The organism is Pigmentibacter ruber (genome assembly GCF_009792895.1).
Taxonomy (GTDB): domain Bacteria; phylum Bdellovibrionota_B; class Oligoflexia; order Silvanigrellales; family Silvanigrellaceae; genus Silvanigrella; species Silvanigrella rubra.
The window spans coordinates 68,780-80,691 of record NZ_WSSC01000002.1 but is presented as its reverse complement, the minus strand read 5'-3'; the positions used below and the strand labels follow the sequence as shown (position 1 = coordinate 80,691).

Annotated in this window: 13 protein-coding genes; 11 read left to right on the top strand and 2 right to left on the bottom strand. The window is 32.8% G+C overall.

Annotated elements, in window-relative coordinates; genetic code table 11:
- Positions 1 to 67 precede the first annotated feature (67 nt).
- The 4 genes from GOY08_RS06820 (at position 68) to GOY08_RS06805 (ending at position 2,668) form a co-directional block, all read left to right on the top strand.
- The gene (locus GOY08_RS06820) at positions 68 to 1,099 is read left to right on the top strand and encodes a tyrosine-type recombinase/integrase (RefSeq protein ID WP_158998146.1); all 1,032 of its coding nucleotides are present in this window, start codon (positions 68 to 70) and stop codon (positions 1,097 to 1,099) included.
- A 3-nt stretch (positions 1,100 to 1,102) separates the two neighbouring features.
- Positions 1,103 to 1,909, top strand: coding sequence for an ABC transporter substrate-binding protein (locus GOY08_RS06815; protein ID WP_158998145.1), 807 nt, complete (start codon positions 1,103 to 1,105; stop codon positions 1,907 to 1,909).
- Entirely contained in the window at positions 1,906 to 2,418 is a 513-nt protein-coding gene (locus tag GOY08_RS06810; RefSeq protein WP_158998144.1) for a thermonuclease family protein, read from the top strand. Before GOY08_RS06815 ends, GOY08_RS06810 begins: the two co-directional genes overlap by 4 nt.
- A 112-nt stretch (positions 2,419 to 2,530) precedes the next feature.
- Positions 2,531 to 2,668 (top strand): hypothetical protein, encoded by a 138-nt coding sequence (locus GOY08_RS06805; RefSeq protein ID WP_158998143.1) that lies wholly within the window; start codon positions 2,531 to 2,533, stop codon positions 2,666 to 2,668.
- Between the two features lie 219 nt (positions 2,669 to 2,887).
- Here the strand turns inward: GOY08_RS06805 and GOY08_RS06800 are convergent, their stop codons facing one another.
- Together GOY08_RS06800 and uvrC are read right to left on the bottom strand one after the other, a co-directional pair.
- Positions 2,888 to 3,946 carry a hypothetical protein gene (locus GOY08_RS06800; RefSeq protein ID WP_158998142.1) on the bottom strand — a complete coding sequence of 353 codons (1,059 nt, stop codon included), beginning with the start codon at positions 3,944 to 3,946 and terminating at the stop codon, positions 2,888 to 2,890.
- 259 nt (positions 3,947 to 4,205) lie between these two features.
- Positions 4,206 to 6,236 (bottom strand): excinuclease ABC subunit UvrC, encoded by a 2,031-nt coding sequence (uvrC, locus tag GOY08_RS06795; protein WP_158998141.1) that lies wholly within the window; start codon positions 6,234 to 6,236, stop codon positions 4,206 to 4,208.
- 101 nt (positions 6,237 to 6,337) lie between these two features.
- On the opposite strand from uvrC, the gene GOY08_RS06790 reads away from it, so the two are divergent.
- The 7 genes from GOY08_RS06790 (at position 6,338) to rplL (ending at position 11,898) form a co-directional block, all read left to right on the top strand.
- Positions 6,338 to 7,561, top strand: a complete 1,224-nt coding sequence (locus GOY08_RS06790) for a R3H domain-containing nucleic acid-binding protein (protein ID WP_158998140.1) — start codon at positions 6,338 to 6,340, stop codon at positions 7,559 to 7,561.
- A gap of 138 nt (positions 7,562 to 7,699) precedes the next feature.
- The gene (locus GOY08_RS06785) at positions 7,700 to 8,479 is read left to right on the top strand and encodes an electron transfer flavoprotein subunit beta/FixA family protein (RefSeq protein WP_158998139.1); all 780 of its coding nucleotides are present in this window, start codon (positions 7,700 to 7,702) and stop codon (positions 8,477 to 8,479) included.
- A 14-nt stretch (positions 8,480 to 8,493) separates the two neighbouring features.
- Positions 8,494 to 9,477: an electron transfer flavoprotein subunit alpha/FixB family protein gene (locus GOY08_RS06780; RefSeq protein ID WP_158998138.1), complete on the top strand. Its 984-nt coding sequence runs from the start codon at positions 8,494 to 8,496 to the stop codon at positions 9,475 to 9,477.
- 121 nt (positions 9,478 to 9,598) lie between these two features.
- Complete coding sequence (gene rplK, locus GOY08_RS06775; RefSeq protein WP_158998575.1) at positions 9,599 to 10,024, top strand: 50S ribosomal protein L11; 426 nt, start codon at positions 9,599 to 9,601, stop codon at positions 10,022 to 10,024.
- A gap of 52 nt (positions 10,025 to 10,076) precedes the next feature.
- Positions 10,077 to 10,775, top strand: a complete 699-nt coding sequence (gene rplA, locus GOY08_RS06770) for a 50S ribosomal protein L1 (RefSeq protein WP_158998137.1) — start codon at positions 10,077 to 10,079, stop codon at positions 10,773 to 10,775.
- A gap of 149 nt (positions 10,776 to 10,924) precedes the next feature.
- Positions 10,925 to 11,443 carry a 50S ribosomal protein L10 gene (gene rplJ, locus GOY08_RS06765; protein WP_158998136.1) on the top strand — a complete coding sequence of 173 codons (519 nt, stop codon included), beginning with the start codon at positions 10,925 to 10,927 and terminating at the stop codon, positions 11,441 to 11,443.
- Positions 11,444 to 11,523: 80 nt separating this feature from the next.
- Complete coding sequence (gene rplL / locus GOY08_RS06760) at positions 11,524 to 11,898, top strand: 50S ribosomal protein L7/L12 (RefSeq protein ID WP_158998135.1); 375 nt, start codon at positions 11,524 to 11,526, stop codon at positions 11,896 to 11,898.
- Positions 11,899 to 11,912 lie beyond the last annotated feature (14 nt).

The window sequence follows — 11,912 nt, the reverse complement described above, 5'->3', positions numbered from 1 at the left end:
CGAATTTAAAGCTCTCTCCACATAGATGCTTTCATTCAATAAAAATGGTTATTTTGAGGAGATTTTCATGGACGGAAATTTTGTCAACCATCAGTCTGTCGTGTCTGAAATTATTAATAAGGATTTTTTCTATCCGGAAACATTTGCATTTTCCAAACTATCGCCTTTACTTATTAGATTTTTAAATCAATTAAAAAAATCAGGAAAATCAGTAAATACAATTAGTGCTTACCGAAATGATCTTTCGCTTTTTTGTGAATTTTTGATAGAAAAGCAAATAAGCCCAGATAATTATTCCTACCCTGCACAAGAAAACTGGCTTCATTTTTTGAAAGAAAACGGAAGACATTCCCAATCCAGTATGCGTAGAGCTCAAATGAGTGTAAGAACTTTTATCCATTTTTTAGTATCAGAAAAGATAATCACAAGTTCTCCTTTTCTAGATATTAAATCACCAAAACAGCCAGCACCCGCTTTGCTAACTGTCACACATGAAAAATATTTAAGCCTATGTAGAACTTTAAAGCAGTTGGCGTTAAATAAAGATGAAAAAGCAATTCGTGATTGGACTTTAGTTTTAATATTAGGAGATTGTGGTTTAAAAGCTTCAGAAGCTTCTAATTTAACATGGGGGGATGTTTGGCCAGAATTAGAGGAGCCAACCACAGAGGATTCGATTGCTGGATGCCTTAAAGTTACTGGAAATAATGAACGTTTGGTACCTTATAATTTAGAAGTTTCTAGAGCATTAAATATGCTAAGAGAAACAAGAGAACAAATGAATTTACCAACTTCGCTTGAATCCAAATTGTTCTTCGGTTACTTAAACGTTAGCAGAAAAACAAGAACAAATTTTCTCCACAGGCATGGAATAAAATTTGTTATTTATGAAGTTTGTACTGAGATATTAGGGATACCTTATAACTCAGAAAGCTTGCGCAACCATGCTATTTTAAGATGGCTTGCTAAAGGAATGGATAATGAGAAAGTAGCTAGTTTAGCAGGCTATTCATCCTTAAATTCATTAGAAAGATTCTTAAATAGTAAAGAAAGAAAAAAAACAAGTACAAGAAAAGTAAAATCTAAACAAAAGGATTAGCTTTTGCACATACCTTTTAGAATTATTTCTCTTGTACCAAGCCTAACTGAAACCTTATGTGATTTAGGACTCCATACTAACATAATTGGTTGCACTAACTTTTGTATTTCACCAAAGTTTATATCAAAAACAGCAAAAATTATTGGTGGCACAAAAAATCCTGATATCGATCTTCTTCTCTCCCTTGACCCAACTCATGTGATTGTAAATGATGAAGAAAATACTACGAATGACATACAAACACTTTATGAGCACGCTAGAGAAAATTCTTTTACAGTGATAAAAACTTTCCCCAAAACAGTTTTTGATAGTACTAAAATTATTGAAGAGTTTGGAAAAATTTTTCTTTCAGAAAAGAAAGCAAAGCAATGGATTCAAGCTATTGAAAATGAATTTAATAAATTGCAAGAAATAGAAAAATTAAATTTACATTATATCTATTTTATATGGAGAAATCCTTGGATGGTAGCCGGAGATCAGTCCTACATAGCTTATTTACTTTCTTTAATTGGATTAAATAACCAAATTAAAACAAGTCAGCTTCTTTCTGAAAGATACCCAAAACTCAATGAAAGCATGAGTATAGATTTTCTAAAAGAAACAGATCTTTTTCTATTTAGCTCTGAGCCATATCCATTTAAAGTAAGACACATTTCAGAATTTTTTCAAACCCACAATTTAGGAATGGAAAGGTTTTTACTAGTAAATGGCCAGAATCTAAGTTGGTATGGAACTAGAACACTAAAAGCATTACAATACCTTGCTCGTTTAAAAAAACAGATTTTAGATTTAAAGCAGGGGGGCAAATGACAATCTTTAAATATTCGTTACCACTACTATTCTCTTTGGGACTATTTAACACTAGTTTTGCAGATAATGAAGTTAAATATTCAGTACTTAATTGCCATGATGGAGATACCTGCCAATTAAAAAGTCCGGATAACTTAAAGCTTAAAATTCGTTTGATAGGTATAGATGCACCAGAAGTTGCTAATAGGCAAAACAAAAACTCTCAACCTATGGGAGAAGAAAGTAAAGTCTATATCAATCAACTCATAAAAGGCAAAACTGTCACCTTAAAAAATTATGCAACCGATCCTTTTGGCAGAGCTTTAGCTGAAATTTATTTTAATAAGGAAAATATCAATCTTAAAATGGTTGAATCAGGTATGGCCGAAGTATATCATGGAAAAACCGTAAAGGAATTTGATATTTCGCCTTATCTTACTGCAGAAAAAGCTGCAAAAGAAAAAAAAATTGGTATTTGGTCTTTAAAAAATTATCAGTCTCCAAAAGAATTTAGAAGCTCAAAAAAGTAGTTTTTTAATTTCTACTTTCTTTTTTCTAAAAGCTTATTCAAGCGATAATATTGTTATTAAAATTTCTTATTATGAAAATTTTTACCTATTTTCAATAAAACAAGATGGTAATTTGAAAGGAATTTTTGTAGATTATACAGAATACTTATTTTCTTTATCAAATGATTATAAAGTAATTTCTGATGCTTTCCCACGGGAAAGAGCTCAAGAATATGTGCGAAAAATATTTATAATGCGCATATTAATCTAAAAAATTTGGCTAGAGAAGAATTTTTATTAAGTAGCAAATCTGTTGTATTTGAAGATACATTAGTTCTTATTTATTCCTTAAATAATAAACAGGTAAAAGAAATAGAAAAAATTAGTAACTTAAGTAGCAGATCTTTAAATCAGAAAAAAATATTTAAAAAGATAAAAATAAAGAAAAATTCAAAGCAATTTATAGCAAATATATCAACAATTATGATCTTTAAAATAGCACTGAAACAAATTCATTAGATGCCGCCTCAAAATTTTCTAATTGTTCAGCAGAATTTTTCCGTCCTTGAAGTTGGTGCAATAATTCAGAAGAAATATCATGAATAAAAGAATTTAATAAGGACAAATCGTTTGATTTACTACCACTGATAAATAATTTTAAAAATTTATGCAGTGGATAGTGTTTTTGTTGCTCAGAAGAATCTTCACTTCTGATTGTATTTCTTTTAAATGTTTCTAATCTTCCGCTAACAGCTATTCTATCTAGCAAATATTTTAAATCTTTAAAATCAAAATCTTGCCCAGTAATAATTTTTGATTTACCAAAATCAAACGCTTTAATTATAGGAAATCCATTATTATCTATGATTAATTTTATATTTCCCATATGCATGTCACCATGTTGAATCTTAGCCACATAAAGACAATAATGAATGTAAAATAATTGATGTATAATATTAATTATAAAAATCTTTAACTTCTCAATATTATTTTCAATTAAATTTAATGGAGGAGCAGATTTTTTTAATAATAAATAATAGTTAAACAAAGAAGGATCTTTTTCATTTTGTAAGGGCAATTCGTCAAAAAAACTTCTTGTTTCATATATAGATACTCTTCTGTATCTAGAATAATCAATGTTGTCATTAATATTTACTTCATTCTGAAATGAAAAAAATAAATCTCTAATTTTTAACTTATCTTTTGTTTCCAAGCTACTTAAAACTTCTTTTATAAGCTTTTCTTTTGAAAAATCATTCATCGCTGCTGGAGTTTTTGCATAAACCAAGGCTCTTTCAGCATCAAAACTTTTATGCTTCCCTCCAATCTGCATAACCTCTGTTGAAGTACCTTGTAAAAAACTTTTAGTTCTTCCATCCAACGAATTTGCGCTTGTTACTATTCTTTGTTGAATAACCTTCCTAAATCCAAATGATCCTAATTTATCAATTAATTCAAGCTTATTTAAACTATGTTTAAATTTTTTTTTATGCTCAATTAATTCAAGTAAAGAAACAAAAACGGACGAACACATCATGCAACTAAACATAATTTTTCCCATATTTAATTTTAATTTATTACTATCAGTAATAAAACTAACAATAAATTAAATCAATTATTTTATAAAATCAAAAAAAATAATTGAAATAATATAAACACATAATAATTATAATTTTTATTTCTTAATTATTAAAATAAATTTATATTTTTATAATTAAGTGATTATTTATTAGATATCAATACTATATATTTAGAAATATTGATAATTTATTTTATATATTTTATTTAAAAAATTTTTATATTTGATTTTAAGACTTTAGTTTTTCTACTATTTGCTGGATAATATACATTGGGATTTTTGTTCTTTCAGATACTTCTTTTAAATCTAAATGAATTAAGTCTTTTAAATTTGGATAAATTTCAACTAATTTTTTCTTTCGTTTCGCACCTAATCCTCTAATTTCTTGTAAAATAGACTTTAATGAATTTTTATCTCTTCTTTGCCGATGAAACGTAATTGCAAAACGATGCGCCTCATCTCTAATTTGAGTAAGTAGTTTATATTCTCCAGATCCTTGTTGGAGAATTCTTGTTTCTGGAGCTACGTCTGGTAACAATTCTCCCTTAGCACCTCTCGTTGGTATAACAATTCTTTCTTCTGATGAAGCCACTGTAGAGGAAGTAAAATTTTTTTCATTTCTTGCTTTTGCTAATCCAAGAAAATAAACTTGTTCTAAACCCAAGGATTTTAACATCCAACCAACTTCTCTGATTTGGGGAGTTCCACCATCTATCAATAAAATATTAGGTACTTGTAAATTATCTCGATCTTTAAAACGTCTTCGTATAACTTCTCTTAAACTTGCAAAATCATCCTGTCCAATAACGCTTTTAATAATATATTTTTTATAAGAGTTTTTACTGGGTCTTCCATTTTTAAATACAACTTGTGAAGCTACTGTCTCGGTTCCTTGAAAAGTTGAAATATCAAAACACTCAATAACTAATGGAATTGAAGTTAAATTTAAAAACTCTTTTAAAGAAGTCAATAAATTATTACTTACTTCCTCCATTTTGATATGCTCACTATATTTACTCTCAGCATTTTTATTTGCATGGATAACTAAACTTTCAATCTTTTTGGATAATATTTTATCTTTTGCTTTAAGAGATTTTATAAAGTTTGCTTTATTTAAATAAAATGAGCTTCTCTTATTACTTCCATTTTTATCATTTTTTTCTTTTAAAAATTGCTCAAGGACTAAAACATCCTCAGAGTTTATTACATTTTCTGCTTTAGAAAATAGAACATTATCAGGTGCATTTTTTTGTGTATAGTACTGGCAAATAAAAGTCATATAAATTCTTTGCATTTCTTCTTTTATATTGTCTAATTTACCATCTTCTATAGGTTCTTCTGCTATATGTTTTATAATATATGAATCACCACCAACCACTTTTCCTGTTCTAATTTGTGCAACATAAAAAGCAGCTATATCACTGCTCCAGTAGGAGCCTAAAATATCAATATCAATTTCTTCTGATAACGTTACAGACTGATTTTCAGTTAATTGACTAACAGCTTTTAATTGATCCCTAAGCATAGCGGCTTTTTCAAAGTTCAAGGCTTCCGCAGCTAACAACATTTCTTTTTTAATTTTACTTAAAATATCTTTTGATTTTCCACTTAAAATAGCTATTACATTATTCAAATGTGTTGCATATTCTTTTTTATCTACTGCTAATTTACAAGGTCCTAAACATTTTTTAATGTCATAATAATTACAAGGTCTAGTTACTGTTTTAAAAATGGTCGGTGTACATTTTATTAAGGGAAAAAATCTATTTATAACATTCATTAATTGTATAACTTGGCCAGTAAGTGTATAAGGACCAAAATAAATACTTCCATCTTTTTTCCGTTTTCTTACAACAGTTACTTTAGGCCACTCTTCCTGAATATCTACTTTTATATATGGATATGTTTTATCATCGCGTAATAGTATATTGTAATTAGGCTTATTATGTTTTATTAAGTTATTTTCTAATAATAAAGATTCATACTCATTTTCAGTAATAATAATTTCAAAATCATATATTTTATTTACTAAAGCTCTAGTTTTAGGCGAGTGATTTTCAATTCCATAAAAATAAGATTTTAATCGATTGACAAGATCTTTAGCCTTCCCAACATATAAAATGTCACCTGACTCATTTTTATGAAGATACACTCCGGGCTTATGCGGTATTTGACTTAATTTTTCCCTAAGATACTTTAATCTGCTAGACATGCCTGTTTTTTGTGGACTCTCCAAATTCATTAGTGACTTTTCTTTCATTAAGGTTTATCCCATAAGCACTTAGGTTGTAGTCCTAATTTTATAAGACTGCTATACTATCCAAAACAAAAGGCAAACAACCGCCTTTAGCTGAACTTTATATGGGACATTCTACAGTGACAGAACTATCTAAATTTTCTATTAATCCTGATACCTTTATCTTTGCTGTGAATCAGGCATTTGAAGCCCGTTTAAAAAATAACGGAGAATTTAACTCACATTTACGTTTTGACCCTTTTTTGAGCAAATCTTGGACGGCACCTAAAAATCCTGAGTTCAATACCTTTAAAAATTTATTAAATGAAATCATCACTCATCATTTTCATATTTTGCCAAATTTTCACCGCAATGAAAATGTAGATTTAGAGAATATTTCATGGTTTTCGCATTCTGTGGCAACCTTATTTGCAGATTTAAATTATTTAATTCAGCAATTTACTGGCCACTCACTCCCAGAATTTTCTGGAAGTTCAATTCCAAAAGCTGTTTCAAGCAAAAATATTGTTTTGGCTATGACCAAGTACTCTCAATTTTTAGCTCAAAATCAAACGGAACAACCTTACAGCCTTTTCCCTTTATTAAACGAAAACAATGAAAATATAGACCAGCTTTATACGCATGAAATTTGGAGTCTTATTTCATCTTTTTCTAAGAAAGTTTTTGGAAATTACTTTCCTTTATTACAAGCTTATATTCTGTGGAAATACACGAAAAAAGAACATATTCCAGAAGTAATTGATTGGAACGTACGCCCCCCTTGTGGTGCTGCCTATGAACTTCAGTTTAAAGAGCTCTTTGAAAGAGAACATGAAGAACGTAAGGCAAGAAGATTTGAACGCCAAAAAGCAAAGCACGAAAAAGACAATTCCGGTGATCGCAAAAAACATTCAAGAGATCACACTCAGAATGAAAAACAGCATTTTGCAGAAAAACCCAACCATACAGATCATCAACAAGTTAAGCCAAAGTCGTTTGAACCGAAACAAAAATTTGAATTGAAAAACTTTCAAGAAACGAAAGATCACAAACAGCAGTCTGATAATTCCCATAGAGAGAACAAATATTCCTCTTCAAATGGAGGGTTTAAAAATTCATTTCAAACTGACTCAAGACAAAATATAAATCTAGAGGATGCTTTAGCAGAAGCAAAACTAGCTATTCAAAATCTTATTAAAAATAAGAATATCAATGAAGTGAGTTTAGCTCCACAAAACTCATTTGTCCGCCGAGAACAACACTCATTAATTACTGAAGCTGGATTTGAAACAGAAAGTCGTGGCGAAGCAAAAAATCGCCATGTTTGCATAAAAAGAAAAGCTTTATAATTTCCTCATTTGTTATTTTATTTTGTCATTAGAACACTTGCCCCATTTGACACCCTAACTGGAATTAGTAATCTCATTCTGACTTAGTGGTGTCTTTTTTTATGTGTTAAACAATCAATCCTTCTCTGGGGGAATAAAGTGAAAATTCTTGTTCTAGCTAAACATGTTCCTGATACAGAAACTGTGATTAAAATCACCTCGGGTGGCAAAGCAATAGATGAAGCAGATTTTAAATATATGGTTAACCCATGCGATGAATATGCAATGGAAGAAGCCATTCGCACACAAGAAAAATTTAAAGGAGAAAGTATTGTAGTAAGTGTTGGACCTTCGCGTGCACAAGAAACCATCCGCAAAGCTCTTGCAATGGGAATTGATAGAGGCGTCTGGATCAATACCGAAGGTTTTTCTAATTATTTAGATTCTTTTACGATAGCATCAGCAATTGCAAAGGTTGTTGCAGAAGAAAAACCAGATCTTATTTTTGCTGGTTTAAACACAACTGACGAAGGCGCTGGGAATGTGGGGCCTATGGTTGCTGAATTTGCAGGAATGCCTAGTTTGGTTAACATTTCAAAGATTGAATGGCAAAATGAAGGAAAATCTTTAAAATGCGAAAGAGATGTAGAAGGTGGTGTAGTTGAAGTATATGAAGCTCAGCTCCCGCTTTTAATTGCGCCACATCAAAACCTTAACGATCCACGTTTTCCATCTCTACCTGGAATAATGAAAGCAAAGAAAAAGCCAATTGCAGAGAAAAAAGCTTCTGAACTTATTACGGAGAAAGCTAAAGTAGAAGTTAAAAACTATAAATTACCTCCTGAAAAAGCTCCTGGAAAAATATTTAAAGGCAAACCAGTTGAAGAAATGGTTGTTGAAGTTGCTAAACTCTTACGCTCCGAAGCAAAAGTGATTTAAATAAGGAATAACCCATGTCTCATAAAGTTCTTATCTATGCTGAAGTTAGAAATGGAAAATTAAAATCTACCACTGGAGAAACAATAGCTGAAGCCAGAAAAATGCTCGGTGGTAAAACAGAAAATATTCACGCCGTGTTACTTGGTGAAGGGTGTGAACAACATGCAAAAACAGTAGCTACTTTTGGTGCTTCTAAAATTTATATTGTTGATTCTCCAGAGACAAATACATATCAAGGTGAACCAACAATCCAAGCTATTACCCAAATAATTAAAAAAAATAACTACACAATTATTGTAGGACCAGCTTCACCAACTGGAAGAGATTTTTTTCCACGCCTCGCCATTCGCAATCAGGGAGCTATGCTTACCGATGTTGTCTCGTTTCAACTAGAAGGAGAAACTGTTACCGCAGATATTCCCATGTATTTAGGAAAATGTGCAAAAATAGCGGTATCACAAGCTCCTATTACTTTTATAACATTACGTCCGAATGTTCGCCCAAGTGAAGTTGCCGATGCAAATGCACAAGCAAATGTTGAAAAATTCTCTTGCACATTTGATTCTGCAAAAATATCGGCAAAAGTTGTTGAAGTGAGAAAAGGAAATAGTGAACGTCCCGATTTAACTGAAGCAAGTATAATTGTTTCGGGTGGGCGCGCTATGGCTAATAAAGATAACTTCAAACTTCTATTTGAATGTGCAGATACCGTCCACGGCTCAGTTGGCGCTTCGCGGGCAGCTGTTGACTCAGGTTATGCCCCTTATGATTTACAGGTAGGGCAGACTGGAAAAACAGTAAATCCTAACTTATATATAGCCTGTGGAATCTCTGGTTCTATCCAACACCTTTCTGGAATGCGTACATCTAAGTGTATCGTTGCTATCAATACCGATGCCGATGCGCCTATTTTCCAAAAAGCAGATTATGGAATTGTGGCAGACCTTTTCCAAGCGGTTCCTATTCTCACGCGGGAATTTAAGAAGATGACAGAGTAAGCTCAGATACCCTAAATCTCTTCCTTTTTCCTTGCATCAATTAAAATTATGTATTATCGGTTTGCATTCACGCCCAAAATGCACCTTTTTGGGTGAGTGTTTATTATATGAGGAAATTACAATGGCTAAAAAAATCGTCGGGCTCATTAAGCTCCAGATCAAAGGCGCACAAGCAACTGCTGCGCCACCTGTAGGTCCAGCACTTGGACAACGTGGTGTAAACATTGCAATGTTTGTTAAAGAATTCAATGCTAGAACTCAAAAACAACCTGGCGTTGTACTTCCAACAATCATTACTGTCTATTCAGACAAGTCCTTTACTTTTATTACAAAAACTCCTCCAGCAAGTATCTTGCTTAAACAAGCTGCAAAACTTGAATCTGCAAGTAAAACTCCTGGTAAAGCTATTGCTGGTTCTGTAACTGAAAAGCAAGTTGAAGAAATTGCTAAAACTAAGCTACCAGACCTCAACTGCTACGACATTGAAGCAGCTAAAAAGCTAATCAAAGGCTCAGCTCGTTCTATGGGTATTGAAGTTAAAGCATAATTTAAACAGAGGGAGGCTTTTACCAGCCGCTTAACCTCATAAGGAATTCTATATGGCTAGAAAAATTAGTAAAAAATTGAAGGCTGCAAGAGCGAAAATAAACTCTACAAAAGCCTATAATATCAATGAAGCAAGCCAACTTCTAAAAGAAGTGTCCTATGCAAAATTTGATGAAACTGTTGAAGTTGCAATGAACCTCGGTGTAGACCCACGCCACGCTGATCAAAATGTTCGCGGAGCGGTAGTTCTTCCTCATGGCCTTGGCAAAAAGGTGCGCGTATTAGTATTTGCTAAGGGCGAAAAAATCCGTGAAGCAGAAGAAGCTGGTGCTGACTACGTTGGTGGTGATGACCTTGCGCAAAAAATTCAAGGCGGATGGCTTGATTTCGAAGCCGCTATTGCTACTCCTGACATGATGGGTGTTGTGGGTCGTCTAGGTCGTATTCTTGCACCTCGTGGACTTATGCCTAACCCAAAAGTGGGTACAGTAACTCAAGATCTTAAAAATGCGGTAAAAGAAGCGAAAGCGGGCCGTGTTGAATTTAAAGTAAATAAAGCTGGTATTATTCAAGCTCCAGTAGGAAAAGTATCCTTTGAAGCTAAGAAAATAGAAGAAAATACAAAAGCATTTATCGATGCTATTGTTAAGGCTAAACCTGCTGCAGCAAAAGGAACTTACATTAAATCCGTTTATGTAAGCGCAACAATGACTCCTTCTGTTTGCATTGAACCTACTGAATACAAAGTTTAATTTTGTTTCGTAAGGGTCTCAGACTGCTGGTTGTGTTTGCAAATAATGCACTCATATAATCCCCGCATAGACTTTGACCCCTGCGGTTTATTAACCTCGTAATTCCATTTTGCCTGTGGAGCTACGAATAACTTAGGGGAGGCATTCTCTTGGATCGTAACGCTAAAGTCCAGTGGCGCGACAGTGTTGTAGAAGCACTCGACAAATCTGGCGCTGTGTTCCTAGCTAATTACTCAGGAATGACAGTGGAAGAGCTTACGGCAATGCGTCGTGAACTCAAAGCAGTCCAAGCTGATTTCCACGTAGTTAAAAATACGATTGCTCAAAAAGCAGTTGAAGGCAGAGATGAAAATGTCATTTCTGATCTCTTCAAAGGCCAAATGGGTATTGTTTTTGCTTACGGTGATTCAGCAGCAGCTGCAAAAGTATTTTCTGAATCCGCAAAGAAATGTGAGAAGCTTAAAATTGTTGGTGGATATATGGAGAAATCCTTATTAACACCTAAAGCAGTTGAACAACTCGCTTCTTTACCTTCACGCGAAGTACTTCTTGGCCAACTTATCGGTACTATGGTTGCACCACACCGTGGACTTCTCAATGTACTCAATGGTGTTCCTAGAAACTTGGTACAAGTTCTTAACGCCATCAAAGATAAAAAAGCCGGTTAACAAGCTTTGCTCGTTTGTGAATTTATTTTGTGTTTAATCTAATCGTTTCGCTATGAAACTTAATTTTTAAAGGACTCGCAATGTCTATTACTAAAGAACAATTCATTTCTTACATCGAAAACTTAACTCTTATTCAAGCTGCTGAGCTTGTTAAAGAATTAGAAGATAAATTTGGCGTTTCTGCTGCTGCTCCAGTTGCTATGATGGCTGCTGCTCCTGCTGCAGGCGCTGCTGCTGCTGAACAAACTGAGTTTGAAGTTGTATTAAAAGCATCTGGCGACAAAAAACTTGACGTTATTAAAGAAGTTCGTGCAATCACTGGTCTTGGTCTTAAAGAAGCTAAAGATCTTGTTGAAGGCGCGCCAAAATCTCTTAAAGCTGGCGTTACTAAAGCTGAAGCTGAAGATATCAAGAAAAAACTTACAGCAGTTGGCGCAACAATCGAAGTTAAGTAATATAAATTATATTG